Raw genomic sequence first — 26,874 nt, 5'->3', positions numbered from 1 at the left:
ATGCAGTCAGTCCTCCACGCGGCGGCGATGATTCCCGCGAGCATTCCGAGCCCCAGCTGGTCCGGTTTCGACATCCCGCTGCCGTGGGGGTCGCTGCGCATCCACGCCTACGCCCTGTGCATCCTGGCCGGCATCATTGCCGGACTCTGGCTCACCTCCGTCCGCTGGGCGCGGCGCGGCGCCCCTGAGGGAAGCGTCTGGGACATCGCCATCTGGGCCATCCCGTTCGGCATCATCGGCGGACGGCTGTACCACGTGTTCTCCTCGCCAGACGCCTACTTCGGCCCCGGCTTCGACGGTACCGGTGACCTGTCCCTGATTCCGCAGATCCAGCGCGGCGGCCTGGGGATCTGGGGCGCCGTGGTGCTCGGAGCACTCGGTGCCTGGATCGGATGCCGGCGTGCCGGCGTGAAGCTGAGCGCCTTCCTGGACGCGGCTGCTCCCGGCCTGCTGCTGGCCCAGGCCATCGGCCGGTGGGGGAACTACTTCAACCAGGAGCTCTTCGGCGGCCCCACCACGCTGCCGTGGGGCCTGCAGATCGACCCGAACAACCCCAACTTCCCGGCCGGCATGCCCGCCGACACACTGTTCCACCCGACGTTCCTCTACGAGTCCTTGTGGAACCTTGCCGGCGTCTTCATCCTGCTGGCTCTGGACCGCAAGTTCAGCTTCCGCCGCGGCCGCCTCTTCTGCCTCTACGCCATCTACTACACGCTGGGCCGCGTCTGGATCGAAGCCATGCGGATCGACGACGCCGAGCAGATCAGCCTCTTCGGGATCACCACCAGGCTCAACGTCTGGACCAGCATCTTCGTCCTGGCCGGTGCGGTGATCGCCTTCGTCCTCCTCGGGCTGCGCAAGCCCTCGGAACCGGACACCCCGTTCCTCCCCGGCCGTGGACCGGCAGGGGAGGCGGCAGTGACAACTGCCGAAGGCGAGGCGCTTTCCGCCGGCGGGCCCGACCGTGCTGAAGATAACGCGAACGACGCCGACCGTGCTGAAAGTAACGCCGGTGCCGACCGTGCGAATGCCGCCGCCGACCAGGCCGAGGCCGCCGAGGGCGCGACAACTATCCGCCATTCGGACTCGTCTGTCTCAGATAGTGAATCCCGTGATAATCTTCCGGGGAACCAAAGCGGATCAGGTCCCGCAGCCGTGCCCGCAGCAGCGGACGCAGCCGCGGAGAAGGACCCAGACGGCGGCACCAAGCCCGCCGCCGGAGCTTCGGCAGTCGGAATCTCCGGCCGCCAGACCCCTGGAACCGCGTCCGAGGCTGAGGGCGGCAAGTAGCCCCAGCGCCGGCAATCCGGGTTGCGGAGCTACCGCTCGCAGGGCCCGTCACCACAACGTCGTGGCAAGAGGGATTGATGCGGACAGCAGATAGCAGCTGTCCGCGCAAGCCCGGGCCAGCGCCTGCGTAACTGTTAGTACGGGAGGCCGGGCTGGCCTACAATTCCAGTTAGAAAAACACTCTGTTGTGCCGCTCACACCGGCGTGCCGAGTGGGGCCAATGTTGTCCCTCCCATACGCACGATCAGGAGGAAGGACGTCTCCCATGACCCAAACTCTACACAGCCCCAGTTGGTCCGAACCGGACCAGCCGCCGGCCGTCACGTCGCCCTTCACCCGCTTTGCGGCGATGCCGGCCGCGGCCGGACTCTACAACCCGGAAAATGAGAAGGACGCCTGCGGCCTGGCCATCATCGCCACGCTCCGCGGCGAGCCGGGCTACGACATCGTTGACGCGGCCCTGACCGCCCTGCGCAACCTCGAGCACCGCGGCGCCGTGGGCGCCGACGAAGGCACCGGCGACGGCGCCGGCCTCCTCATGCAGGTCCCGGACGAATTCTTCCGCGCGGTCACCGACTTCGAACTTCCCGCCCCGGGCCAGTACGTCGTCGGAACGGCGTTCCTGCCGGCCGAGCAGCGCGAAGCCGACGCCGCGCGGGCCGGCATCGAGGGCCTCGCCGCCGACGAGGGCCTCACGGTCCTTGGCTGGCGTGAAGTGCCGATCGTCGCGGACCTGGTGGGGGCCATGGCCCGGGCCTGCATGCCGCACTTCTCGCAGCCGTTCTTCGCCTCCAGCACCGGGGAAACCCTCGAGCGCAACGAGCTTGATTCCCGTGCCTGGCGGATCCGCAAGCGCGCCCAGAACAAGTTCGGTGTGTACTTCCCGTCGTTGTCCTCCCGGACCATCGTCTACAAGGGCATGCTTACCACCGCGCAGCTGGAACCGTTCTATCCGGACCTTTCGGACAAGCGCTTCAAGACCAAGCTCGCAATCGTGCACTCGCGCTTCTCCACCAACACGTTCCCGTCCTGGCCCCTGGCCCAGCCGTTCCGCACCATCGCGCACAACGGCGAGATCAACACGGTCAAGGGCAACCGCAACTGGATGCGCGCACGGCAGTCGCAGCTCGCCAGCCCGCTGCTGGGGGACTCGCCGGAGGAGCTGTACCCCATCTGCACCCCGGGCGCCTCCGACTCGGCCTCGTTTGACGAAGTCGCCGAACTGCTCTGGCTCTCCGGCCGGCCCATCACGCACTCGATCATGATGATGATCCCGGAGGCGTGGGAAAACCACGCCACCATGGATCCGGCCCGCCGTGCCTTCTACGAGTACCACTCGATGCTCATGGAGCCGTGGGACGGCCCCGCGGCCGTATCCTTCACCGACGGCAACCTGGTCGGCGCCACGCTGGACCGCAACGGCCTGCGTCCGGGCCGGTACTGGATCACGGAGGACGGCCTCATCGTCTTCGCCTCCGAGGTCGGCGTGATTGATGTCGAGGCCTCCAAGGTGGTCAAGAAGGGCCGCGTCTCGCCGGGCAAGATGTTCCTGGTGGACACCGAGGCGGGGCGGATCATCGACGACGCCGAGGTCAAGGCCGAGGTCGCCGCCGCGAACCCTTGGGCCGAATGGGTCAAGGACAACCTGATCGACCTCAACGACCTGCCCGAACGCGAGCACGTCGTCCACACCGCCGCGTCGGTCAACATCCGCCAGCGCACCTTTGGTTACACCACCGAGGAACTGAAGATCCTGCTGGGCCCGATGGCCCGGACCGGCGCCGAGCCCCTCGGTGCCATGGGCTCCGACACGCCGGTTGCGGTCCTGTCCAAGCGCCCGCGGCTGCTCTTCGACTACTTCGTGCAGTCCTTCGCGCAGGTCACCAACCCGCCGCTGGACGCCATCCGCGAAGAGCTGGTCACCTCGCTCAAGGGCGCCATCGGCCCCAACGGCAACCTGTTGGACGTCAACCGCGTCCGCCAGCCCCAGGTGTCCTTGCCGTTCCCCGTGATCAACAACGACCAGCTGGCCAAGATCGCGAATATCGAGAACGCCGACGGCGACAAGGTCGCCATGAAGGTCCGCGGCCTCTACCGCCCCGAGGGTGGCGAGCACGCGCTCCGTGCCCGGCTCACGGAAATCTGCGAGCAGGTTTCCGGAGCCATCAACCGCGGCGTCCAGTACGTCGTCCTCTCGGACCGCGACTCCAACGCCCAGTGGGCTCCGATCCCGTCGCTGCTTCTTGTCAGCGCCGTGCACCACCACCTGCTGCGCAGTGCCAACCGCACCAAGACGGCCCTCCTGGTCGAGGCCGGAGATGTCCGCGAGACGCACCACGTGGCCGTGCTGATCGGTTACGGCGCCTCCGCCGTGAACCCGTACCTGGCCATGGAATCCGTGGAGCAGCTCATCAGCAGCGGCGACGTCGTAGGGGTCAGCCCCGAGGACGGCGTCTACAACCTGATCAAGGGCCTGGGCAAGGGTGTCCTGAAGATCATGTCCAAGATGGGCATCTCCACCGTGGCCTCGTACACGGGCGCCCAGACCTTCGAAGCCCTCGGCCTCGGCCAGGAGCTCGTGGACGAATTCTTCTCCGGCACCCATTCCCAGCTCGGCGGCGTCGGCCTGGACGTCATCGCGGCCGAGGTCCTGGCCCGGCACCGGATGGCCTACCCCGAAAACGGCATCGAACTGCCGCACCAGCCCCTCCTCGGCGGCGGCGAGTACCAGTGGCGCCGCGACGGCGAACCGCACCTGTTCAACCCCGAGACCGTCTTCCGGCTGCAGCACGCCACGCGTGAACGCCGTTACGACATCTTCAAGGCCTACACCCGCGGCGTTGACGACCAGTCCGAGAACCTCATGACCCTGCGCGGTCTGCTGAAGTTCAAGGACGGCCTGCGCCCGGCGGTGCCGCTTGAGGAAGTGGAGCCTGTCTCCAGCATCGTCAAGCGCTTCTCCACCGGCGCCATGAGTTACGGCTCCATCTCGCAGGAAGCCCACGAGACCCTCGCGATCGCCATGAACCGGCTGGGCGGCAAGTCCAACACCGGCGAGGGCGGCGAAGATGTGGACCGCCTGCTCGACCCCACCCGCCGTTCCGCGGTCAAGCAGATCGCCTCCGGCCGGTTCGGCGTTACGAGCCTGTACCTGACCAACGCCGACGACATCCAGATCAAAATGGCGCAGGGTGCCAAGCCCGGCGAAGGCGGCCAGCTGATGGCGCAGAAGGTCTACCCCTGGGTGGCCCGAACGCGGCACTCGACGCCCGGCGTCGGACTCATCTCCCCGCCCCCGCACCACGACATTTACTCGATCGAAGACCTCGCACAGCTGATCTACGACGCGAAGCGCGCCAACCCCTCGGCCCGCGTGCACGTCAAGCTCGTCTCCGAGGTCGGGATCGGCACCGTGGCGTCCGGCGTCACAAAGGCGAAGGCCGACGTCGTCCTTGTCTCCGGACACGACGGCGGCACCGGCGCCTCCCCGCTGAACTCGCTCAAGCACGCCGGTGTCCCGTGGGAGCTCGGTCTGGCCGAGACGCAGCAGACACTCATGCTCAACGGCCTGCGAGACCGCGTGGTTGTGCAGGTGGACGGCCAGCTCAAGACCGGCCGCGACGTCGTCATCGCCGCCTTGCTTGGCGGCGAGGAGTTCGGTTTTGCCACCGCGCCGCTGGTGGTTTCCGGTTGCATCATGATGCGCGTCTGCCACCTGGACACCTGCCCGGTGGGCGTCGCGACCCAGAACCCCGAGCTGCGCTCCAGGTTCAATGGCAAGCCCGAATTCGTGGTGAACTTCTTCGAATTCCTCGCCGAGGAAGTCCGCGAGATCCTCGCGGAGCTGGGTTTCCGCAGCATCGAGGAAGCGATCGGCCACGCTGAAATGCTCGACTCCCGTGACGCGATCCGCCACTGGAAGGCCGAAGGGCTGGACCTGGATCCGATCCTGCACGGCCTCGAGTTCGACGACGACGCCCCGCTGCGCAACCTGACCGGGCAGAACCACGAGCTGGACAAGCACTTTGACCAGCGCCTGATCACCATGGCGGCCGAGGCGCTGACCGACCGCACCCCGGTAAAGATCTCGGTAAACGTCATCAACACGGACCGCTCAGTGGGCACCATGCTCGGCCACGTGGTCACGAAGACCTTCAGCACCGACGTGCTGGCCCCGGACACCATCGACATCACGCTCAACGGCACCGCCGGCCAGTCGCTCGGGGCGTTCCTGCCCGCCGGCATCACGCTGCGCCTGTTCGGCGACTCGAACGACTACGTGGGCAAGGGACTTTCCGGCGGCCGGATCATCGTCCGCCCGGACCGCACCAACGTGTTCCCGGCCGAACGCAACGTGATCGCCGGCAACGTGATCGGCTACGGCGCCACGAGCGGTGAAATGTTCCTGCGCGGCCAGGTGGGCGAACGCTTCCTGGTCCGCAACTCCGGCGCCACCGCGGTGGCCGAAGGCATCGGTGACCACGGCTGCGAGTACATGACCGGCGGCCAGACGCTCATCATCGGCCGCACCGGCCGCAACTTCGGCGCCGGCATGTCCGGAGGAACGGCCTACGTGCTGGACCTCCAGACCGAACGCGTCAACAAGCAGGCCCTCGAGTCCGGCGAGCTGCAACTGCTCGAGCTGGACGCCGAGGACCGCGACATCGTCCATGGGCTGCTCGTCAAGCACGTCGAGGAAACCGAGTCGCAGAACGCGGCCCGGCTCCTGGAGAACTTCGACGACACCGCAGCCCGCATAACCAAGGTGCTGCCGCGCGACTACGCGGCCGTCCTGCAAACCCGCCTTGACGCCATCGACGAGGGCCTGGACCCCGACGGCGAAGAAGTTTGGTCTCGAATCCTGGAGGTGACCGGTGGCTGATCCACGCGGATTTCTGAAAGTACGCCAGCGTGAAACCCAGCCGCGCCGTCCCGTTCCGGTCCGCATTATGGACTGGAAAGAGGTCTATGAGGCCCAGGAGAAGGGCGTCCTGAAGAGCCAGGCCGGCCGCTGCATGGACTGCGGCGTCCCGTTCTGCCACCAGGGCTGTCCGCTGGGCAACCTGATTCCGGAATGGAACGACCTCATCTGGCGGGACAAGGGCGAGGAAGCCACGGAGCGGTTGCACGCCACCAACAACTTCCCCGAGTTCACCGGCCGGCTTTGCCCGGCCCCCTGCGAGGCGTCCTGCGTCCTGGGCATCAACCAGCCCGCGGTGACCATCAAGCAGGTCGAGGTGTCGATCATCGACCAGGCCTTCGAAAACGGCTGGGTCAACCCGCTGCCGCCGGCACGACTGAGCGGCAAGACAGTCGCCGTCGTCGGCTCCGGCCCGGCCGGCCTCGCCGTCGCCCAGCAGCTGACCCGCGTCGGACACACCGTGGCCGTCTACGAGCGCGACGACAAAATCGGCGGCCTCCTGCGCTACGGCATCCCCGACTTCAAGATGGAAAAAGAGCAGGTGGACCGCCGTCTTGAGCAGATGAAGGCCGAAGGCACCCGGTTCCGCACCGGCGTGGCCGTCGGCACCGACGTCACCTGGGAGCAGCTGCGCCGCCGGTACGACGCCGTCGTGATCGCCACCGGGGCCACCGTCCCGCGTGACCTGCCGATCCCGGGCCGTGAGCTCGAAGGCGTCCACTTCGCCATGGACTACCTCGTGCCGGCCAACCGGGCCGTGGCGGGGGAGAGCGTGGAGAACCAGATCAACGCCGCCGGCAAGCACGTGGTGATCCTGGGCGGCGGCGATACCGGCGCGGACTGCATCGGCACCGCGCACCGGCACCAGGCCGCATCGGTGACCACACTGGCCATCGGCAAGCAGCCGCCGGTCGAGCGGGCCGGCCACCAGCCGTGGCCGACGTTCCCCACCCTGTTCGAGGTCGCCAGCGCCCACGAGGAAGGCGGCGAACGCACCTACCTCGCCTCCACCGTCGAGTTTGTCGGGGAAAACGGCAAGCTCACCGGCGTCAAGGTCGCGGAGACCGAATTCGTCGACGGCAAGCGCCTCCCGAAGGCCGGCACCGAGCGGATCATCCCGGCAGACCTGGTCCTCCTGTCCCTGGGCTTCACCGGCGCCGAGCCGGCCGGGATCACCGAGCAGGTCAGCGCCGACTTTGACGGCCGCGGCAACGTGGCCCGCGACGGCTATTACATGACCAATACCGAGGGCATCTTCGTTGCCGGCGACGCCGGCCGCGGACAGTCGCTCATCGTCTGGGCCATTGCCGAGGGGCGCGCCTGCGCGGCAGCGGTGGACAAGTTCCTGATGGGCAGCACCATCCTGCCGGCACCGGTGGCGCCGACGGACCGTGCGATGGCTGTGCTTTAGTCCGTCTCCAGGCCTTCGGTTGGGCCCCCTGCGGTCCTTCCGCCGTAGTCCTCGGGGATATCCGGGATTCACATTCGCTTCAGCTTTATCCATGCAACAGACCACTAGGGTAGGTATATGAGACGCGCTAAGATCGTTGCCACGTTTGGACCGGCAATCGCAAGCTTTGAAAACACGCTCGCCGTGCTGGAAGCCGGCGTCGACGTGGCACGCATGAACATGAGCCACGGCGATTACTCCGTGCACGACAACACCTACGAGAACGTCCGCAAGGCCGCGGGACAGCTCGGCAAGGCCGTGGCCATCATGGCCGACCTGCAGGGTCCCAAGATCCGCCTCGGCCGCTTCGTCGACGGACCGCACCTGCTGGAGGTGGGTGACCAGTTCACGATCACCACCGAGGACGTTCCCGGCACGAAGGACATCTGCTCCACTACGCTCAAGAGCCTCACCGAAGACGTCAACCCGGGCGATGCCCTGCTGATCGACGACGGCAAGGTCGCCCTGCGCGCCATCGACGTTGACGATGTCAAGGTCGTCGCGCAGGTGGTTGTTGGTGGGTATGTCTCTAACAACAAGGGCATCAACCTGCCCGGCGTCGCCGTCAACGTGCCGGCGCTGAGCGAAAAGGACGAGGACGATCTGCGCTGGGCGATGCGCCGCGGCGTGGACATGGTTGCCCTGTCCTTCGTCCGTGACGCCTCGGACATCACCCGCGTGCACGAGATCATGGACGAAGAAGGCCGCCGCGTGCCGGTCATCGCCAAGATCGAGAAGCCGCAGGCCGTGGACCAGCTGCACGAGATCATCGATGCCTTCGACGCCATCATGGTGGCCCGTGGCGACCTCGGTGTGGAGCTGCCGCTCGAGGAAGTGCCGATTGTGCAGAAGCGCGCCATTGAACTGGCCCGGCGCTGGGCCAAGCCGGTCATCGTAGCCACCCAGGTGCTTGAGTCCATGATCGAGAGCCCGCGTCCGACCCGCGCCGAGGCCTCCGACTGCGCCAACGCCGTGCTCGACGGAGCCGACGCTGTGATGCTGTCCGGCGAGACCAGCGTGGGCAAGTACCCGATCGAGACCGTCAAGACCATGGCCCGGATCATCGAATCCACCGAAGAACACGGCCTGGAGCGCGTGCCCCCGCTGGGCACCAAGCCGAAGACCCGCGGCGGCGCCATCACCCGTGCCGCCGTCGAGATCGCCGACCAGCTGGAAGCAAAGTACATCTGTGCCTTCACCCAGTCCGGCGACTCCGCGCGGCGCCTGTCCCGGCTGCGCCCGGTCAAGCCGGTTTTCGCCTTCACCCCGGTGGAGCACGTGTGGAACCAGCTTGCGCTGACCTGGGGCATCCAGCCGGTCCTGGTCCCGATGGTGGGTCACACCGATGAGATGACTGCCCAGGTTGACCGCAGCCTGCTGGAACTGGACGTCGTCGACGACGGCGACCTGGTGGTCATCGCCGCCGGTTCGCCTCCCGGAAAGGCCGGTTCGACCAACCTGCTGAAGGTCCACAAGGTGGGCGACCTCGCCGACCTCGGTGGCCAGGGCGAGGCGGAAGTGACCAAGGACAAGCTCGGCCCGTGGCCGGAAAAGAAGAAGAAGAACCGGGTCCAGGCCTAGTTCTGAACGCTTGAACGCTTGACACACAAAAAGGGAGGATCCCCGCCGGCTGGCGGGGATCCTCCCTTTTTGTTTGCCTCGTTTTTTATTCGCCTCGTTGCTTGTAGCCGGGCGGTGCGGCTTCACTGCACGCTCGATGCGCCGCCGGGCGGCCGCTAGTTGACCTGGTTGATGATGGTCTCGGCGACCTCGCGCATGCTGAGGCGGCGGTCCATCGAGGTCTTCTGGATCCAGCGGAAGGCTTCCGGCTCCGTCAGGCCCATCTTGGTGGTCAGGAGGCTCTTGGCGCGCTCCACGAGCTTGCGGGTGGCGAACTGCTCCTGCAGGTCGGTCACCTCGCTCTCGAGGGCCTTGATCTCCTCGTGGCGGGAGAGGGCGATCTCCAACGCCGGGATGAGGTCCGCCGGGGTGAACGGCTTGACCACGTAGGCCATGGCGCCGGCGTCGCGGGCGCGCTCCACGAGTTCCTTCTGGCTGAACGCCGTGAGCAGGACCACGGGGGCGATCCGGGCCTTGACGATCTTCTCCGCGGCCGAGATGCCGTCCATGACGGGCATCTTGACGTCCATCAGGACAAGGTCGGGCTTGAGCTCCTCGGCCAGCTGCACGGCCTTTTCGCCGTTGTCCGCCTCGCCGACGACGTCGTAGCCTTCACCGCGCAGGATCTCGATGATGTCCAGGCGGATGAGCGTCTCATCCTCGGCGACAACAACGCGGCGCGCCGGCTGGGAAGTGGGGGTTGACTCCGTCTGATCTGACACGGGAACTCCTTGGAAAGGTACGGCGGGACTAGACCATCTTAGGTTGTGCCCGCTGATGTACTGGGACCGGTTTGGTTCGATGCGGCGTCACTGGCGCGATTCTGGAATTTAGCCTATCTGCATGTAGAGTAATTTCGCGCACTGGAAGCGATCGCGTTGCTCACAGCACTGTGGCACGCCGATTGTTACACTGGTGTACTCCGCGCCCGAGTGGCGGAATTGGCAGACGCGCCGCACTCAAAATGCGGTATCGAAAGGTGTGTGGGTTCGAGTCCCACCTCGGGCACGACGTTTTCCCTGTTCAGGGGCTTGTGGGCCTCAGAACGTGTACAAATCTCCTTTTATGGGCCCCTGCGGGGGCCCATTTTTGTTGGCGGCGGTTGCGGTTTGGCGGCTCCTTCTCTTGGCTTGGACAGGGGTGCTGCTGTCTACTCCTTCATGGCGGGGAGCGCCTGGAACTGCATGACTTGCTGTGACTAGGGGATCAAATCCTCATGCTCATCTCTGTCGGCCGCCGGAATTCCTGGGAATCTCTCGTCATGACCTCGATGATGTTTTCGAGCATCGGGCAGGGGCAGCACGCGCATCGCGGCGGCGATCAGGATGGCCGTGACGACCTCCGCATAGGAGCGGTTCCCCGTCATCCCGGCGGTCTCGTTCATGAGCGGTGGGCCCTGCCCGTTCCGGCCGCAGATGGTCACCCCGCCGGCGGCGATGATTTTCCGCGGCTCGGCAATGACCTCGGCCGTGGCGGTGAGGTCCGGAAAGTAGGAAGAAGTGGGTGTAGCCCGTGGGTGCTCCTTATTTGCCAGGAGACATTGATACCTCATGAGCATTTGCCTTGAGGCTTCCGGAACCCTCGGCCACGGCGCGCTACAGCTCGGCTCGGCGGGTACTCATCAAGGTGACCCGCACGGTGCCTTCAAAGTCGAGTACAGGATACTCATGACACCTACAGTGACAGGATGCAACAGTTGGCATTCGGTGATCTGACGGGGGAGTACGAGTGACAAAACTACATCGGCCAATGCGCGCACTTTCGATTGGGGCGTTCTTTGTCATGATGCCGGTCATGGCGGGTTGCTCCGGAGCCGCCACGTCTGGACCGGCGGCCACAGTCACGGTGACGGCGGAGCCGACGGCAACGGCGGTGGCAGCGGTGACGCCCAAGACAACGAGTGCTCCCAGCCAATCCTCGCAAGCCCCTACTACTGCCAAGGCAGATACAGGCCACGCCGACTGGATCGAGTATGTTCGCAACCGGGCGGTGAGCGGTACCGTCCAGGGTCAGACAGACGATGAACTCGTGGCAAGTGCAAAGAAAATGTGCGACCAGATGCGGGGCGGAGATCTGTTCGAGGAGGCGGCCATAAAATTGGTTGCCACTGGCCTGCCGAAACCCTACCAAACCGACATGCAGCTCATCCTGGGTACGGGAACCGCCGCATTCTGTCCTGAATTCCTCGCGGGTTCAGGCACAGACAACGCCGCAATTCTCCAGAGGCTGCGCACTGTCGCTCCCACCATCGCACACAACCCCGACGCTGGCATATTGGAACAAGCACGCACCGCGTGTCCGTCCATTTCCGAAGGGTCGGCCGGCGCCGCCGCAACGATTGCGGAGGCACGCCGGGCCTGGGGGCACGACCAGGGCTACAAATTCATCTTCATATCTGCCCGGTACTATTGCCCGACCCAAATGGAAAACGTCATCGCGAAGAAGTAGCCGCCCCTCGATGCCCGCCCTTCAAGCAAGGGCCATCGGAATTCATTTCTGCTTCTGTGACCCTGCCAGCCCGGGGCAGCGCGGATCCAACGAGAATGCCAACGGCCTTCTTCGCCGATACTTCCGCAAAGGTACTGACTTCAGCGCTTTAGAGGAAGCAGAACTCCGCCATGCCGTAGACGAGATCAACGGCCGACCCCGCGCCGTCCTTGAATGGCCAGCGCAACCACCAAATTCGCTTCTATTCAAGCGGGGGCTACCTTGCAGGGCACTGCGGTTTCCCTTGCCGCCGGCGCCTTGATGGCCCTGGTCGGTGAGCTCGCGACCCGCAACTGAGTTCCGCACCTAGTGGGGAGGACGCACCGTAGGACCCATTCCACCGGAACCAAAAAGATCCACCACCCCGTCGTGGGTGACATGACCCTCGGCTATGAAGCCCTGGCCATAACGTTGACCCCCGGCCTCGTCCTCATGACCTACCTCGCCGAGCCCGCCGCCCCGTCCGCGGACGCCATGAACCTCCTGCGCAGCTGGACCGCGAACGAAGCCCGCACCAACGAGACAGTCCGCACTAGCCGCTGAGAGGCCTCTTCTCGCAATGGTGGCTCAGCAGATCGGTTTCAGGGACACGTATGGCGCCGCCCCCGCAAGGCGTTTCCCTTCTCGTTTGTGCCGCGCGGGTAGCGCCTTCAATGGCTGAACAAGGGACGCCAGAGCAACGCCGCTGGCAGGATAGCCAGTACGGCAAGCGATACGGTCCCGACAATCTTCTTCATGCGTCCCCCACGGTTGTCGGCTGGAGAGCCGTATGCACCTTACCGAATTGTTGGGGGCATGCTGTGGATCGAGGCGCTGATCGCGTCGCTACGTTGATCTGGCCAATGCAGCGGCATATCCGGATCCCGGACCTTCCGCCACTTGACCGGCCGTACGCAGGCTGGCGGTTAGGATCGGTGCATCAATGTCTAAGGGGGACAACCGTGAGTGACCAGCCGAGCAAAGACGAGCTCCGCTTCCTACGGGAATGGGAAATGACCGAGGCTGAGCCTGGCCGCTGGAGTAGCGGGTGGCAGCGGAGTGACCCCGGCATGCAGGACTGGCTCGGCAATCTGGATGGGGTCGGCTCTGAACAGCTGGTCGAGATGCTTGAACCGTACAAGGGTCGCGTCTACGACCGGGCCTGTGGCTCAGGCGGCATGATCGTGCAGTCCGCCACCAACTTTGTGCAGGCCTACAGCTTGTCGGCATTAAAGATTGAAGGCGACGACCCCACCGGTGGTTCGGAGCTCCCGACCTGCGCCATGGGGTTGCCGACCGTGGATACCGTAGATGAGCGCGAGGGCCGACCGTGAGCGATCTCGTGCAGGAGTCCGAGCGTGAGAACGTCTGGGGGCTTGTGCCGCTCACGCCCGAGTACCTGCCCGACGAGCACGGCGGATACGTCGATGCGATCGAGGCGGCGCTGGATGATGAACTGGTCCTCAATATCGCCCTCTCCGGAAATTATGGCGTCGGCAAGAGCAGCATTCTACGAGAAGTAGCTCGACGGCAAGATGGCCGGGTCGTTGAGTTGTCGCTCTCGACGCTCGCTCCCGTTGAGGCATCCGATCTTGACGATTCGGTGCCCAAGCAGGCAACCACCCCGACCAACCGGATTCAGCAGGAGATCGTTAAGCAACTTCTCTACCGCGTGGAGCCGGGAAAGACGCCGGGATCACGCTTTGAGCGGATCGAGCGATTTAGCTGGAAGCGCGAGTTGGCAGTTGCTGGACTGGTTGGGTTCGCCGGCGCGGTAGTGTTCCTGCTCACGACTTGGTCGGCTCAGATTGCGACGGTGTTCAAGCCCCTCATCGACCTCGGTCTCTGGATCCACCTGATTATTTTGCTGCTTGCCGTATTGGCAGCGTTGGGTGTCCGCCGCCTCTTCTACGGGCGGGTTCATATTAAGCAATTCACTGCAGGTTCCGCGACGGTCACGCTGGACGATAAGTCGGTGTCCTACTTCGACCAGTACCTTGATGAGATTGTCCACTTCTTCGAAGTCTCAAAGAAGGAAGATATCGTGATCTTCGAGGACATCGATCGCTTCAACAACTCTCACATCTTCGAGACCCTCCGATCGCTGAACACCCTCCTCAACGGTGCTCCTCAGATCAAGAAGAAGATCCGCTTCATTTACGCGATCAAGGACAGTATCTTTGACCGCATCGGCCTCGAGGACCAAGGCCGCAAGCTCGATCAGAGCATCATCGAGGCTGATGACCCCGCCCAAGCCGAGACGATTCGGGCGAACCGCACCAAGTTCTTCGACCTCGTCATTCCCGTCGTGCCGTTTATTACCCACCGAAGCGCACGAAACCTGGTGTCGCAGCTCCTGGGCAAATTAGACCACACAGTTAAGCCAGAACTGCTCGATCTGGCGGCACAGTACGTGCCCGACATGCGGCTTCTCAAAAATGTTCGTAATGAGTTCATCGTGTTCCGTGACCGGATCTTCTCGGGAGATGGCGCGCAACTCGACCTGAGCCAGACGGACCTCTTCGCGATGATGCTCTACAAGAGCACCCACCTCACCGACTTCGAAGGGATCCGGATCGGAAAGAGCAAGCTCGACGCCCTCTATGATCTGCAGCGCAAGCTTGTCGCCGAGAATATCCAACGGATCGAGCGAGAACGACGTGTGAACCTCCAAGCCCTCGTGCGTCTCAATAGCGCAGCCACTCGCAGTGCTCGTCTAGGCGACTTGCTACTTGCGCACATGCAGCGAACAGCAATCTCGGCGTCGGTCCTTGGGAGTCAGCGACAGAACGCTGTGACGTATTCGGGCGATGGCGCTTCGAAGTCCGACGCCGACCTCAGGAGTGCGGAGTTCTGGACAGAATTCGTTTCCGCGGACGGTGACCCGGTATTGCGTCTGCAGATGACGTCCGGCCACCCGCTATCGTTCTCTCGATCGAGTCTCGCTGCCGCGCTCAGGGATCCTCTCGACATGGAGAATTGGAACGAAGCAGATCGCACCGCGATCAACGAGGAGATCGCTGAGAAGTCAGAGGCGATCAATTTCCTGCGCGGCGCGGACATGGGTGCGCTGATCCAGCGTCCCGAGTTCCACGTGAAGCACGAAGATGAAGCGCAGTCACTCGATGCGATTGCCCGCGACCTGCTCACGCCGGGTCTTGCTTTCCAGCTCGTCCGCGCTGGATTTATCAACCGCAACTTCACTCAGTACACCTCGACATTCCACGGCGATCGGGTGAGCACGGCGGCGACGAACTTCATCATTCATCATGTCGAGCGAGACTCGATGGACGAACACTTCGAGCTAACTCCAGCCGATGTCGACATGGTCGTTCGCGAACGAGGCAAACAGGTGCTTAAGGAGTCTGCGCTCTACAACATCGCGATCCTCGATCACCTGCTTGACTCCGATGTCGAGGCTGCCGACATCATGATTCGCTCCTTCATCAGCTTCGGTGAGAGCCAGATGACGTTCCTCCAGGCGTTTCTCAGCTCTGGGAGTCAGCGCAGGTCGTTGGTTGAACGCTTGACCGCCATGTCGCCGCGAGTGCTGAAGTACCTCGTCAACGAGGCAGAACTGGACGATGCGTCACTGCTCGATCTCGCTGACGCTGCCTTGGAGAACCTTGCCGCGGGGACGAAGTACCTCACAGATGAGAACGTGGCGGTGTTCCTGCGTGAAAATTACGCGGACATCCGGGCGATGGCGGCGGTGGAGACGAGCCGTTCCCAGGCGGCACGTATCGCGGTCCTGTTCGATGCCGCAGGAATCAAGCTGCCACTGCTCTCTCCGCTGGCCATTAACGTCCAACGTCAGTTCATCGAACGCAGCCTTTATGAGATTGTGCGCGAGAATCTTCAGGCCGCGGTTGGTGTTGGCGAGGGCCTCGCACTTGACTCCATTGGCGCTGCGGACCAGACCATCTACGGATACTGTCTTGACAACCTTGAGGCGTACCTGTCGGCAATTGATGAGGCAGTCCCGACCGTTGCCGCCGCCGACCGGTTCGTTGGCGTCATCGAGGACGTGCTCGCCCGAACCGACGGCGCCCACCTCGGCGAAGTGGTTGGAGGCTCTGCGGAGGCTTGTATCATCGATGATCTCGGGAAGGTCTCGACGGATGCCTGGGAAATCCTCGCGGAGCATGAGCGGTTCCCGGCCACCTTCGAGAACACAACCCGCTACATCGAATCCGTGGGTGCCCTCGACACGAAGCTGGCCAAGTTGCTCACCTCAGCCGGGTCAGTCTCTGGAATCGATGCTGCAGAGGAGGCCGCGAAAGAAGCACTTGCCAAGACCATCCTGACAGCGAAGGCGGTGCTTCCCTCCGCTGGGCTCCGTGCCCGACTCGTTGTCAGCCTGGACCTCGACGACTACCTCGACGTCGATGAGATTCCTGCCGAAACCGGAGAGCTCTTCGCCCTTCTCCGGAGCCATGACCTAATCGCTGACGACGCGACTTCATATGAGCGCCTCGCCGGAACGGACTGGCCAACGCGCGAGGCGTTTATCCACGAGTCGAAAAAGTTCAAGGACTTTGTGACACCGGCTCATGTACAGAACGATCTCGCTGCGCTTTTTCAGAGCGAAAAGGTCGACACCGCGATCAAGGCGATGATCGTTGAGCGTGCTGACGAGTTCGCCGAGGGGCTCGGGGCGAGCGGGCTGAGTCAGCTTGCGCGATTCGCTACGCAGAACAAGCGTCAGGTTTCCGAAGATGTCGTCTACAAGATGGCGCTCGGTTCCGTCCCCGCACAGTACATCGTGCTCCTACTCGAGCCGCATCTTGTCTCGATCGCACGGGAACGGCTGTTCATGATCCTGCAGTCGCTCGGCGGCGACTACCCTAAGCTGACTTCGGTCGGGCATGACAAGCCGAGAATCCCAAACACCGCGGCGGATCGTGTTCTGCTCGATTGCATGAAGCTACACGGAACGGTGAACTCTTACGACTCGCACGCCTCGCCGATCAAGGTGAACAAGAAGCACAAGTAGCTGACGGCACGGTTGCGTGGAAAGTCAGGCTGGAGCATGGCCGGGCGCAGTGTCTCTTGGCTTTGCCACTACGGCCGCGGCCGCGTCGCGGTGCCCCAGGGTCGTGGACTGATCGCGGGAACAGTTCTCGTCATCAGTTCTGCGGATGTTTTGCTCCCGGTTCCGGCCCAGAACCGGACGTGGTCACGGCCTTTGGGGGTGTGTACATTGTGCACATTTTGGGCTGCGGATCGGGTCGTACTGGTGCCGGACTGGGCCGGATTCTGCATGTTTCCCGGGAGTTCCCAGTGTTTGCAAGGTTTGGAATGCAGTTCGAGTCCCACCTCGGGCACGACGTTTTCCCTCGTCAGAGGCGATTTTGCTTTGACGTGTGTACAAAGCTTGATTTTCGTCGCTCTGACGGGTTGGTTCGCGGGCTGTGGCCTGGCCGCCGCGGGGCCTGTTCAGGTGTGTGGGGTGGCGGGTTCAAGTCCCTGGCTGGTGGGCCTTCCGCCTGCTGGGCTGGGGTTTCTGTGTTACCTCGTTCCGGTTTTGTCGGGTGGGCCCGGGGTGGCCTACACCTATTCATCGCCCGGGGGAGCGGGGACGACATGACCACAGCGATGTCGACGCATGGCTTCCAGGCCAGGGTTCGGGGGACCGTTCGAGAAGCCATGTGCTTGTGTTTGTCCAGCCAAAGAGGGTGTGGACACTGTGCACACTTAGTCTGATTTATAGAATCGTCCCTAGCGACTCTCGCAGCCCCAAATTCCATTGCGCGCTTGCGGCCTGGCTGCGGCTCGGGGCGGCTCAGCGAACTAGAAAAATCGGAAGCGGAAGCAGTCAAGGTGCGTTTTGGTGCTTCGACCGTTGGGGGAGCGGGCTGCCACGTTGGACAGGGGTTGGCCGATCTCTGACACCCCAAAGGGCTTGAACAAAATGGCCGACCTGGTGGTGCCGTCGCCGGGAATTCAGCGTCCGGGAAGACGCGGCCCTGACACCTGAGGTCAATTCCAGCATCAAGGAATACGGCGTGGTGGAACCTGTCATCGTCTACCGCAAGGATCGTGGCCTCAGTGCCCGCCGAGGATCTCCACCAGGGCGAAGGAGAGACCGAATGCGACTGCGGTCGCGATGCCGGTGGGGGTGCCGGCGTCCTGGAGCCCCTCAGGCATCATGCGGGTCGTTATGCTCGTCAGGATGCAGTGAGGTTGTTGATGGCTGTGTATTCCTCCGGGGCAAGGATTAACTTTGCTGCGGCGATGTTTTGTTCGAGGTGTCCAATTGATGTGGTGCCGGGGATGGGCAGGACTATCGGTGACCGGTTGAGTAACCAGGCGAGGGCGAGCTGGCCCGGGGCGCGCCCGTATCTCCTGGCTAGCTTGTCCAGTGGGCCGCCGGGTGATGTGAGTTTTCCGGTGGCCAGGGGGTACCAGGGGATGAACGTGACGTTGTTCTGTTCTGCGTAGTTGAGGACGTCCTCGGAGCGGCGATCGATCAGGTTGAACTGGTTCTGTACCGTGGCGATGGGAGCCACCTGTTTGGCTGCCTCGATTTGTTCAATGGTGACTTTGCACAGGCCAATGTGGCGGATCTTTCCCTCATGCTGAAGATCGGAGAGCACCCCGACTTGGTCTTCGAGCGGCACTTTGGGATCGATTCGGTGAAGCTGTAGAAGGTCCAGGCTGTCCAGACCCAGGAAGCGGAGACTGAGTTCCACTTGCTGACGAAGATATTCGGGCCGTCCCAGTGCCGTCCATTGGCTTGGTCCTTGTCTGGATTGTCCGACCTTTGTGGCGATGATGAGGTCATCCGCGTACGGCGAGAGCGTCTTATGTATGAGTTGGTCTGTGACAAAGGGGCCGTAAGAGTCCGCGGTATCGATAAACCTGACGCCAAGTTCGACTGCCCGGAGGAGTACTTTGGCTGCGGCCTTGGGGTCGGCTGGCGGACCCCACTCGCCGGGTCCCGTTAGTTGCAGCGTTCCGAATCCCATGCGGGGTGTGACGAGGTCGCCGATCGACACAGTCTGGCCGGGAGTCATGGTTTGTTGCGGCATTGGGCGTCCAATCTGGTTCTTTGGCTCCTGCCCGTGCGAGTGGAGCCTTAGGAGGGGCCGGGAGTCACCCGCCTGTCGGGGGCTACGGTTCTGGCACAGCATATTGGTGCGTCATTGGTGCTTTTGGTTCGGCTATTGGAGGTATCGGAAAGCGCTCCACGTTGACGAGACGACTTCGCAGCCGGCAATATGGCGGGCCCCGAAGCTGGGAAGGGCGTTGCGTCCGGATTTGCGGAAGAAGGCTTTGCCGCCGCATGCGATGCACACGAGGTGGGACCGCCGCTGATTGATGGCGTGCTGTCCGAGGGAGCTGAACTCGTCCACTTTCCACTCTCTTTTGTCGGCCAGGCAGAGAACCAGTCTCACGGAGGCTCCTCCTTCTTCAATGCGCCATTGGGTCAGCGTCAGGGTGCTTCTGTCGGGTGCCGCAAGTGGCCACGCTGCAATTTCTCCTTCAGAGCGCGGGCTCGCTGGCGCCAGGTGTGGTCCTGACTATGGCCTTTCTTGCTGTGATTGCGGCGCCGTGCAGCCCCGCGTCGTCGCTGAGTTCGGCGTGCACAATGCGCGGGAGCGGGTAGCCGTCCCGGGCGAGTGAGCCGCCTAACGCTCTGATGAGTGGCCCCCAGAGTGGTTCGCCTGCCCGGGACACTCCGCCGCCGATGGCTATCATTTCGGGATCGAGCATCCTGACCAGGTTGGCGACGGCTTCGCCCACCATCGTTCCGGCGTCGTACATCAGTTGCATGCAGATCGGGTCCCCAGCAGCTGCGAGCTCCGCCACAAGTCTGGCGGTGATGGGATGGTCCGTTGCCGCCGCCGTGAGGCGGGGAGAGCTTGTCGTGCGCAGCAGTTCCGTGGCGTGGGCGGCGATGGCCGTTCCGGAGGCGTGGTCTTCCAGGCTGCGGGACACGCCGTGGCCTGGCGCCCGGACGTGGATCCTGCCGAATTCGGTGGCGGCGCCACGGTGCCCCGTTATGAGGTGTCCTCCGGAGATGATGCCGCAGCCGATTCCGGTGCTGATGGTGACGTAGCAGAAGTCCCGCGTACCGCGTCCGGATCCCAGCTGCCATTCGCCGATGGTGGCGGCATTGGCGTCGTTAACGATCTTGATCGGAAGGGCAATTCGTTCCTGGAGCAGTTGGTGCAGTGGAAATGCATCGAAGACGCCGATGTTCGGTGCGTCCCTGATTGTTCCGGTCAGCGGGTCGACGGGGCCCAGCGCACTGATGCCGACGGCCTGCAACTGTCCGTCCGCGAGCTTTTGGGCGCGTTCTATCTGGTGCACCATTTCATTGACCACCGCGGCGGCACCCCGGGGCGTCGGCACGCTCCACCGTTCCAGCTGAACGGATCCGCTGAAGACCACGGTGCGCAGTTGGGTGCCGCCCATATCCAGCGAGACGACGTCCGGCACTTCCCCCATACCTGTCATCTCAGGCCGTCTCCCACCCGGTGCTGTCCACGAAACCTGAGATGGCGGCGTTGACCTCTGCCACGAACGCTTCGGGGTTTCGGTCCTTGCTGGTCACCTCGACCAGTTGGGCGGCGGGGATCACATCGGCGTAGGCCTGGGCGATTTCCCACGGGTGGAAGGGATCCTCATGATGCCCGACGACGAGCGTGGGCGCGGAGATGCTGGCCCATTGGTCCCGGCTCACGGTAGGGGCCGTGGTGGGGAAGCTGCGCAGGATGGATGCGTTGGCGGCAGCCCGGGGGCGGGTGATCTGGTGTCGCAGGGACTGGGCTGCTGCCGCCGACTCGGACTCAATATCCCGGTAGAGTTCGGTGGCAGTGAGCCGGCCCAGGGCTTCGTCCGTCCCGTACTGCTGGATGAGATCGGCGATGAGCTCGTAGGCTGCGACGTTCCGGTGGGCCTGTCTTTGTTCCAGCCAGGCCGGCCGGCACAGAACCATCCCGGCTACCCGGTCCGGGTACCTTACCGCGGTGTTGAGCGCGGTGCCAGCGCCGAGGGAGATTCCCCCGCCGATGAACTTGTCGAAGCCCAGTTCGTCGGCGAGGGCTACCACGTCATCGGCGAAGGCATCAAAGGAGCACCGGCTCTCTATGATGTTGCTGCTGTTTCCGTGGCCGCGGGCGTCCATGCAGACCAGGGCGGTCCGCTCCAGCTGCTGGATGTATCCGAGGGGCTGGTTCCGGTCACCGCCCATCCCGTGCTGGAAGATGAACGGGAGACGCCCGGTCGACGGAGAGTCCGCCTTGACCACCTGGTATTCGAGACTGGCGCCGTCGTCCCGGATCAATACCGGCATTAGACGCTGACCTCCAGCTGCTGCCGCAGAAAGGCCACTCCGGAGGTGACGTCGGACTCGGGCAGACCGTGCATGATCAGGGCGCCCGCGTATCCCGCATTGTCAAGGCCGTTGAGGATGAACTTCCACGGCAGTGCACCCTTGCCGGGTGCGAGAGCGGGGCGGCCGGGGACGAGTTCCTTGGCATGTGCCAAGGCAATGTCTGGACCCAAAGTCTTCAGGGCGTGCTCGATGACGGGAATGGTGCTGGGCTCGGACAGGTCGGCGGTGTCCAAGATGTTGGCCGCGTCGAAGACAATTTTCAGAGCCGGCGAGGCGATCTCGTCCAGCATTGTGCGGGCGAGGTCGGCGGTGGACACTACGTTGGTGTGTTCGGGTTCGACGGCGACAATGATTCCGGCGTCTTCGGCAAGCTTGGCGAGCCGGGTCAGGGATTCGCGTGCGTCTGCCCAGGCTTCCGGCGTCGAATTGTCCGGGTGGTGCCGCCACATATCCTCGACGTCGCGGCTTCCGCTGCACAGCGTGATGACCGGGATGCCGAGTTCGACGGAGACCCGGACGAGTTCCGCGAACCGGCTGATGCCGGTGCTGCGGACGGCCGGATCGGGGTGGGCTGTGTTGAAGGTTCCCGAGATGGCTGCCAGGCGCACGTTGTGGGCGGCCGCGGCGGACTTGATCCTCTCGATCGTGTCCGCGTCCACGTTTTCCGGGACCGTGCCGATACCCGCAATGGAGAGGTTGTACTGCACGGCGGTGATACCGGCTGCCGCTACGGCGGCCATGTTCTCCTCGATGCCGGGGGCTTCGAAGGTTTTGGCGAAGATTCCGATTTCCATCAGACGGCTCCCTCGACATCGGCAAGGCGGACCCAGTCCCCGGATTCGACGGAGCGGGCGAGGGCGACCATGCCGCGCACGCTGGCGAGGCCGTCCACGGCGGAGGCGCCGCGCGGCGTGGATCCGGTGTTAGCGGCACGGGCGAGGTCCTCGAGCTGGAGACGGAAGACGTTTGCGTCGGCACCGATGGGCTGGTGGAACATGTCGTCCTTGACGGAGAAGGCCTGGACCTCGGCCGCCTTGAAGTACCAAGGATTGTGGACCTTGCCGATGACGCTGCCTTCGCTGCCGTAGACCTGGAAGCCCTCCCACCAGTCCATGCGCACGGCGAGCGTGAGGTCGAGCTGCCCGAGGCAGCCGTTCTCAAACTCGACGTCGAGGAACCAGCAGTAGGTGCCGGCCTTGGTGGACAGGCGGGCGCGGATCGCTGTGATGGGGCCGCCGAGGTAGCGGGCGGTGTCCAGCAGGTGGCTGCCATGCCCGAGCACGTAGTAACGCTGGCGGTTCGCCTTGGGGTCGCCGGCCGGGCGGCGGGCTGCTGCGCTGTGTTCGATCAGGGGACGGATCGTGTCGGTGACGGCGTAACGGTAGGTCGAGTCGCAGTACCAGTGCTTGAGGCCGATCAGCTCGCCGATCTCGTCGCGGATGAAGTCGTGCGCGAAAGCGATGCCCGGGTCGTAGCGCTTCTCGTGCCCGACGAGGACAACCTTTCCGCTGTGCTTTTGTGCGGCCACCAGCGCTTCAGCTTCCTCGACGGCCACGCCCATGGGCTTTTCAACGAGCACGTGCTTTCCGGCTTCGAGTGCGCGGATGGCCAGCGGCACGTGGAACTGGTCGGCGACTGCGACCACGACGGCGTCGACGTTTTCGTCGTTGAGCATCTTGTCGTAGTCGTCAAAGGAGGTGGTGGGCTGGTGGATCAGGGTCATGCGTTCGCGCAGGTCGTCGGCGGCGTCACAGATCGCGTACAGCTCGACCTCTTTGGACTTGCGGGCTGCGGGGAAGTGGGCGGCCTGTGCGATGTCGCCGGCGCCGAGGACGCCGACCCGGAAAAGATTCTCAGTCATGGTGTTTCCTGTCTACGGGAGGGTTGGTGGATGGATCCGGGGACCGGCGTCCCTCCCATCGGGTGGTGGGACGCCGGTCTCCTGGTGATCAAACAGTGACGGGGGCGACGAGGCCGTAACGTCCGGCGACGGTGATTCCGGCTTCTGCGGGGCCTGTAGTGATGGTCAGATCCTCGGTGGCCTTCTTTGTCGTGATGACGACCGGAGTCACCGTCGAGTAGCCGGCTTCCTTGATGATGCCGAGATCGACGTCGCAGAGCAGATCTCCGGCGGACACCTGTTCGCCCTTGCTTACATGGGTGGTGAAGCCTTGGCCCTTGAGTTTGACGGTGTCCATGCCGATGTGGATCAGGACGTCCACGCCGTCGCCGGTCCGGATGCCGTAGGCATGGCCGGTCGGGAATACGGTCACGATCTTTCCGGAAACGGGTGCAACGAAGCGTCCGTCGGCCGGGTCGATTGCGAAGCCATCGCCCAGTGTGCCCCGGGCGAAAACAGGATCGGGGACCTCCGAGAGCGGGATGATGGTGCCGTTGGCAGGTGCCAGCAGTTCCTGCCGGCCGGTGCTGGCCGGGCTTTCGACCGCGGCTGCGGCCGTGGAGGCTTCCCGGGCTGCCGTGCCGGTGGTGCGGTTCTTGCGGCCGAAGATTCCCGTGTTTGAACCCTCGTAGCCAAGGGTCAGGATCGTGGTCATGGAGACGAGGAAAGCCACGCCGATACCTACCGCGTACAGGGGGATGTTGTTGAAGGCCGGGATGGTCAGCAGGGAGGTGAACAGGAACGCGTTGGTGGTGACGCCGCCGCCCAGGCCCATGATGAAGGCGCCTGAGATGCTTCCGGCCAGGATCGCGGGGATGGTCCGTTTTGCGAAGCGCAGGTGGACGCCGTAGAGGGAGGGCTCAGAGATGCCGCCGAGGAGGCCTGCTGTGAGGGCGCCGCCTGCGACCTGCTCCATCTGGTTGTTCTTCCGGCGGGACGCGATGATCAGCACGCCGGCGGTCACGCCGAAGCAACCGAAGTTCCATGCACCCATGGGGCCCTGGATGAAGTCGTATCCGAGGGTGGAGATGTTCAGGAACATGATCGGCACGACCGACCACGCCGTGCCGGTGATCACCAGGAACGGGTACAGGGCGCCGACCAGTACCGAGAAGATCAGCGGAGAGAAGCTGTTCACCGTGACGAAGAGGTTGCCGATGCCGCTGCCGGCGTATACGCCCAGCGGCGCCAGGATGAAGGCGGTGACGGGGATCATGACAAGCATCGACAGGAACGGCACGAAGATGACCTGGAGGTTGCTCGGGATCACCTTGCGCAGGAAGGCGTACAGCGGTCCGAGCAGCAGCGCCATGAGCAGTGGCGGGAAGACCTGGGAGCTGTAGTTGAAGATCGTCAGGGGCAGGCCGAAGACTTGGACCACGGCGGGAAGCTTGGCTCCGGCCCCCGCCAGCTGGGTGAAGGCCGGCAGCATCAGGACGGCCATGATCGAGAAGCCGACCCAAGGGTCTGCCCCGACCTTCTTCGTGGCGTTGTAGGCCACCATGAGTGGCAGGAAGACGAAGACTGCCTGCCAGGCGAGGTTGACGAAGCTCAGCGACGCATCCAGTGTGACACCGGGGGCGTTCCACGCCGGGATCACCTTCAGGGTCGCCAGGAGCGCCATGACGGTGATGAAGATCGAGGCTCCGAGCATGGCGCCCAGGACCGGGCGGAAGGAGTCGGCGAGGAATTCGAAGAACCAGTTGAGCCAAGCGAACTTGCCCCGAGGCCCGCGGCCTTGGAGTTCGGCCTTGAGCTCGCGCATCGCGTCAGGGTCGGTGTCCGCGCCGCCCGCACCGAGCTGGGGGAATTCCCGCGTCATTTCGACGTAGAGGTGGTTGACGGCCCCGCCGACGATCACCTGGTAGCGGTGGGCGTCCTGCCGCACAACGCCCATGACCTCGGGAATTGCATCGACGGCGTCATCGCTGACCATGGATGAGTCGCGGAGCTCGAAACGCAGACGCGTTGCGCAATGGGTCAGGCCGGTGATGTTCTCAATGCCGCCGACCTGTTCGACGATGCGGGATCCGACGGATCCTCTTGCGGGCACGGTCATCATGATCTCCTTTGAAAAGTGATGTTCGTTCGACGAATGAACTAATTAGACCGAAGATAGCCGGTGCTGAGCAATGGGGTTTCGGGGCTCCGGCAAGGTTTGTTCACGCATCGAATTAATAAAAGCGTAGAACTGCGGCCGACGCGTGTCAACACCTTTTGCGTACATTGTTCACGACGCGAATTAACGCTAGGGTGTTCGTTCTATGAAAGAGGACCAAGAACCCGCACCGATCCGCATCCTGATTGCACCTGACTCGTTCAAGGGGACCCTTACCGCACGGCAAGCGGCCGCCGCGATCGCAGAGGGCTGGCGGTCCGTCAGGCCCGGCGACGATGTGGAGCTCCTTCCGCTCGCTGATGGAGGGGAGGGCACACTGGACGCCATCGAGGCAGTAATGCCCGGCAGTGCCCGGTGCGCCGTGGAAGGGGTCACCGGGCCCGACGGGAAGCCCCGCCGCGGCGAATGGCTTTGGCTCCCGGGAGATGTGGCCGTCGTCGAACTGGCCCAGGTCGCCGGGCTGCCATCCATGGATGAACCGTCTCCGCTGACAGCAACCCCCCGCGGCGTGGGCGAACTGATCCGGGCGGCCGTGAATGCCGGGGCCCATGAGGTCTGGCTGGGACTTGGCGGCAGCGCATCCACCGACGGCGGGCTGGGAGCCCTGCGTGCGCTGGGTGCGGTGGCGCTGGACTCCTCCGGTAAGGAAATTTCCGACGGCGGGGCCGGCCTGACACGCGTCGCCTCCATTGATTTTTCCGGGTTGCTGCCGGTCCCGGGCGGAATCAAACTGCTCTCGGACGTCACGGCCCCCCTGACGGGACCGCAAGGGGCCGCTGCTGTGTTTGGTCCCCAGAAGGGCGCAACGGGCGAGCAGGTTGACCTGCTCGACCAGGCGCTCGGGCGCTTCGCCACGTTGGCCGGAGCCGATCCCGCTACGCCCGGGTCGGGTGCCGCAGGCGGCGCGGGTTACGGATTCATGGCCGCCTACGGCGCCAGCATGGCCTCCGGAGCCGATCGGATTGCAGAACTCGTGCAACTCGATCAGCGGATCCGGAGGGCCAGCCTCGTCATCACGGGTGAAGGTTCATTTGACGGCCAAAGCCGCATCGGAAAGCTTGTGGGGAACGTCCTGCGGCGGGCCGCTGATGCCGGCACTCCGTCCGCTGTCATCGCTGGCCGCGTCCGGGCCGATGCCGGTACCTGGGCACTCGGACTCGACCAGCTGGCCGGTGATCCGCAATCCGCCATGGAACAGCCGGCCCGCTGGGCCGTCGCCGCGGGAATATTGGCAGCGCAAACGCTGCTGCCGGCTGGCGGCCCGGGTGCCGCCGTCGACCCGGCCCGTCACGCCGGCCCTGCCTAACGCTCCACCTGTCCGGCTCCGGACTCCCGACCCCCTCAACCTCATCAAAGGAGAACCCCATGTCCGAACGAACCGCCGTCGTTGCCAGCCGATCTGGACTGCACGCCCGCCCTGCCGCGATTTTCGCAGACGCTGCGGCCCAATTGGACATCGACGTGACCATCGCCCTGGGCGGCACCCCGGCGGACGAAGCAATGGATGCATCGAGCATCCTGTCCCTCATGACCCTCGGAGCGGCCAACGGCGACACCGTAGTGCTACGTGCCGATGGTGCAGGCGCAGAGGATGCACTGGAGAAACTGGCCGTCCTGCTCGAAACCGACCTGGACGCGCAATAGCACCCGGGGCGGGGGGGGGGGGGGGGCGGGGGGGGGGCGGCGCCGCCCGGCCGGCGGGGGGGGGCGGGGGGGGCGCGCGGGGGCGGGCGGCGGCCGCCGCGGCGGCGGGCGGCCCGCG

18 protein-coding genes and 1 tRNA gene are annotated in these 26,874 nt (G+C 64.3%); 11 read left to right on the top strand and 8 right to left on the bottom strand.

Features of this window, described 5'->3' with window-relative positions; translation table 11 throughout:
- From lgt to pyk, 4 genes are all read left to right on the top strand, one after another.
- On the top strand, positions 1-1,290 hold the full coding sequence (lgt, locus tag ACFVVK_RS18150; RefSeq protein WP_390270103.1) for a prolipoprotein diacylglyceryl transferase: 1,290 nt from the start codon (positions 1-3) through the stop codon (positions 1,288-1,290).
- A gap of 265 nt (positions 1,291-1,555) precedes the next feature.
- Positions 1,556-6,172, top strand: a complete 4,617-nt coding sequence (gene gltB, locus ACFVVK_RS18145; RefSeq protein WP_390270100.1) for a glutamate synthase large subunit — start codon at positions 1,556-1,558, stop codon at positions 6,170-6,172.
- Positions 6,165-7,622 (top strand): glutamate synthase subunit beta, encoded by a 1,458-nt coding sequence (locus ACFVVK_RS18140; protein WP_390270098.1) that lies wholly within the window; start codon positions 6,165-6,167, stop codon positions 7,620-7,622. Before gltB ends, ACFVVK_RS18140 begins: the two co-directional genes overlap by 8 nt.
- A 117-nt stretch (positions 7,623-7,739) precedes the next feature.
- Complete coding sequence (pyk, locus tag ACFVVK_RS18135) at positions 7,740-9,242, top strand: pyruvate kinase (RefSeq protein ID WP_390270095.1); 1,503 nt, start codon at positions 7,740-7,742, stop codon at positions 9,240-9,242.
- A 155-nt stretch (positions 9,243-9,397) separates the two neighbouring features.
- Here pyk and ACFVVK_RS18130 read toward each other — a convergent pair whose 3' ends face one another.
- The gene (locus tag ACFVVK_RS18130) at positions 9,398-10,003 is read right to left on the bottom strand and encodes an ANTAR domain-containing response regulator (RefSeq protein ID WP_090957209.1); all 606 of its coding nucleotides are present in this window, start codon (positions 10,001-10,003) and stop codon (positions 9,398-9,400) included.
- A gap of 204 nt (positions 10,004-10,207) precedes the next feature.
- On the opposite strand from ACFVVK_RS18130, the gene ACFVVK_RS18125 reads away from it, so the two are divergent.
- A tRNA-Leu gene (locus ACFVVK_RS18125) sits at positions 10,208-10,289 on the top strand.
- Positions 10,290-10,479: 190 nt separating this feature from the next.
- Here the strand turns inward: ACFVVK_RS18125 and ACFVVK_RS18120 are convergent.
- On the bottom strand, positions 10,480-10,833 hold the full coding sequence (locus ACFVVK_RS18120; RefSeq protein ID WP_390270090.1) for a hypothetical protein: 354 nt from the start codon (positions 10,831-10,833) through the stop codon (positions 10,480-10,482).
- Between the two features lie 197 nt (positions 10,834-11,030).
- On the opposite strand from ACFVVK_RS18120, the gene ACFVVK_RS18115 reads away from it, so the two are divergent.
- The 4 genes from ACFVVK_RS18115 (at position 11,031) to ACFVVK_RS18100 (ending at position 16,743) form a co-directional block, all read left to right on the top strand.
- Positions 11,031-11,729 (top strand): DUF732 domain-containing protein, encoded by a 699-nt coding sequence (locus ACFVVK_RS18115; RefSeq protein ID WP_390270087.1) that lies wholly within the window; start codon positions 11,031-11,033, stop codon positions 11,727-11,729.
- A gap of 348 nt (positions 11,730-12,077) precedes the next feature.
- The gene (locus tag ACFVVK_RS18110; protein ID WP_390270084.1) at positions 12,078-12,311 is read left to right on the top strand and encodes a hypothetical protein; all 234 of its coding nucleotides are present in this window, start codon (positions 12,078-12,080) and stop codon (positions 12,309-12,311) included.
- A gap of 398 nt (positions 12,312-12,709) precedes the next feature.
- Entirely contained in the window at positions 12,710-13,081 is a 372-nt protein-coding gene (locus ACFVVK_RS18105) for an N-6 DNA methylase (RefSeq protein WP_390270080.1), read from the top strand.
- Positions 13,078-16,743: a DNA-binding protein gene (locus tag ACFVVK_RS18100; protein WP_390270077.1), complete on the top strand. Its 3,666-nt coding sequence runs from the start codon at positions 13,078-13,080 to the stop codon at positions 16,741-16,743. Before ACFVVK_RS18105 ends, ACFVVK_RS18100 begins: the two co-directional genes overlap by 4 nt.
- A gap of 1,174 nt (positions 16,744-17,917) precedes the next feature.
- Here the strand turns inward: ACFVVK_RS18100 and ACFVVK_RS18095 are convergent.
- The 6 genes from ACFVVK_RS18095 to ACFVVK_RS18070 form a co-directional block, all read right to left on the bottom strand.
- Positions 17,918-18,781, bottom strand: a complete 864-nt coding sequence (locus ACFVVK_RS18095; protein ID WP_390270074.1) for an aldo/keto reductase — start codon at positions 18,779-18,781, stop codon at positions 17,918-17,920.
- 454 nt (positions 18,782-19,235) lie between these two features.
- Positions 19,236-20,204 (bottom strand): ROK family protein, encoded by a 969-nt coding sequence (locus tag ACFVVK_RS18090; RefSeq protein WP_390270072.1) that lies wholly within the window; start codon positions 20,202-20,204, stop codon positions 19,236-19,238.
- A gap of 10 nt (positions 20,205-20,214) precedes the next feature.
- The gene (locus ACFVVK_RS18085; RefSeq protein ID WP_390270069.1) at positions 20,215-21,051 is read right to left on the bottom strand and encodes an alpha/beta fold hydrolase; all 837 of its coding nucleotides are present in this window, start codon (positions 21,049-21,051) and stop codon (positions 20,215-20,217) included.
- Positions 21,051-21,887 carry a sugar phosphate isomerase/epimerase family protein gene (locus tag ACFVVK_RS18080; protein WP_390270066.1) on the bottom strand — a complete coding sequence of 279 codons (837 nt, stop codon included), beginning with the start codon at positions 21,885-21,887 and terminating at the stop codon, positions 21,051-21,053. The genes ACFVVK_RS18085 and ACFVVK_RS18080 overlap by 1 nt, the downstream gene beginning before the upstream one ends.
- A complete protein-coding gene (locus ACFVVK_RS18075; RefSeq protein WP_390270063.1) occupies positions 21,887-22,954 on the bottom strand; it encodes a Gfo/Idh/MocA family protein in 1,068 nt (355 codons plus the stop codon). Before ACFVVK_RS18075 ends, ACFVVK_RS18080 begins: the two co-directional genes overlap by 1 nt.
- A gap of 88 nt (positions 22,955-23,042) precedes the next feature.
- On the bottom strand, positions 23,043-25,052 hold the full coding sequence (locus ACFVVK_RS18070) for a glucose PTS transporter subunit IIA (RefSeq protein WP_390270060.1): 2,010 nt from the start codon (positions 25,050-25,052) through the stop codon (positions 23,043-23,045).
- Positions 25,053-25,257: 205 nt separating this feature from the next.
- Here ACFVVK_RS18070 and ACFVVK_RS18065 point away from each other — a divergent pair, with 205 nt between their 5' ends.
- The gene (locus ACFVVK_RS18065) at positions 25,258-26,418 is read left to right on the top strand and encodes a glycerate kinase (protein ID WP_390270057.1); all 1,161 of its coding nucleotides are present in this window, start codon (positions 25,258-25,260) and stop codon (positions 26,416-26,418) included.
- A 59-nt stretch (positions 26,419-26,477) separates the two neighbouring features.
- Positions 26,478-26,756: an HPr family phosphocarrier protein gene (locus ACFVVK_RS18060; protein ID WP_390270055.1), complete on the top strand. Its 279-nt coding sequence runs from the start codon at positions 26,478-26,480 to the stop codon at positions 26,754-26,756.
- Positions 26,757-26,874: the final 118 nt, after the last annotated feature.

This window comes from Arthrobacter sp. NPDC058192, from assembly GCF_042883665.1.
Taxonomy (GTDB): Bacteria; Actinomycetota; Actinomycetes; order Actinomycetales; family Micrococcaceae; genus Arthrobacter.
Note: the sequence above shows the minus strand (reverse complement) of the source record. Positions and strands in the feature narration are given on the sequence as shown.

Coding starts and splice junctions, on each gene's coding strand:
- lgt (WP_390270103.1), top strand. CDS start 1: ATGCAGTCAGTCCTCCACGCGGCGGCGATGATTCCCGCGAGCATTCCG.
- ACFVVK_RS18065 (WP_390270057.1), top strand. CDS start 25,258: ATGAAAGAGGACCAAGAACCCGCACCGATCCGCATCCTGATTGCACCT.
- gltB (WP_390270100.1), top strand. CDS start 1,556: ATGACCCAAACTCTACACAGCCCCAGTTGGTCCGAACCGGACCAGCCG.
- pyk (WP_390270095.1), top strand. CDS start 7,740: ATGAGACGCGCTAAGATCGTTGCCACGTTTGGACCGGCAATCGCAAGC.
- ACFVVK_RS18085 (WP_390270069.1), bottom strand. CDS start 21,051: ATGCCGGTATTGATCCGGGACGACGGCGCCAGTCTCGAATACCAGGTG.
- ACFVVK_RS18080 (WP_390270066.1), bottom strand. CDS start 21,887: ATGGAAATCGGAATCTTCGCCAAAACCTTCGAAGCCCCCGGCATCGAG.
- ACFVVK_RS18060 (WP_390270055.1), top strand. CDS start 26,478: ATGTCCGAACGAACCGCCGTCGTTGCCAGCCGATCTGGACTGCACGCC.
- ACFVVK_RS18095 (WP_390270074.1), bottom strand. CDS start 18,781: ATGCCGCAACAAACCATGACTCCCGGCCAGACTGTGTCGATCGGCGAC.
- ACFVVK_RS18120 (WP_390270090.1), bottom strand. CDS start 10,833: ATGAGGTATCAATGTCTCCTGGCAAATAAGGAGCACCCACGGGCTACA.
- ACFVVK_RS18070 (WP_390270060.1), bottom strand. CDS start 25,052: ATGACCGTGCCCGCAAGAGGATCCGTCGGATCCCGCATCGTCGAACAG.
- ACFVVK_RS18075 (WP_390270063.1), bottom strand. CDS start 22,954: ATGACTGAGAATCTTTTCCGGGTCGGCGTCCTCGGCGCCGGCGACATC.
- ACFVVK_RS18090 (WP_390270072.1), bottom strand. CDS start 20,204: ATGGGGGAAGTGCCGGACGTCGTCTCGCTGGATATGGGCGGCACCCAA.
- ACFVVK_RS18115 (WP_390270087.1), top strand. CDS start 11,031: ATGCGCGCACTTTCGATTGGGGCGTTCTTTGTCATGATGCCGGTCATG.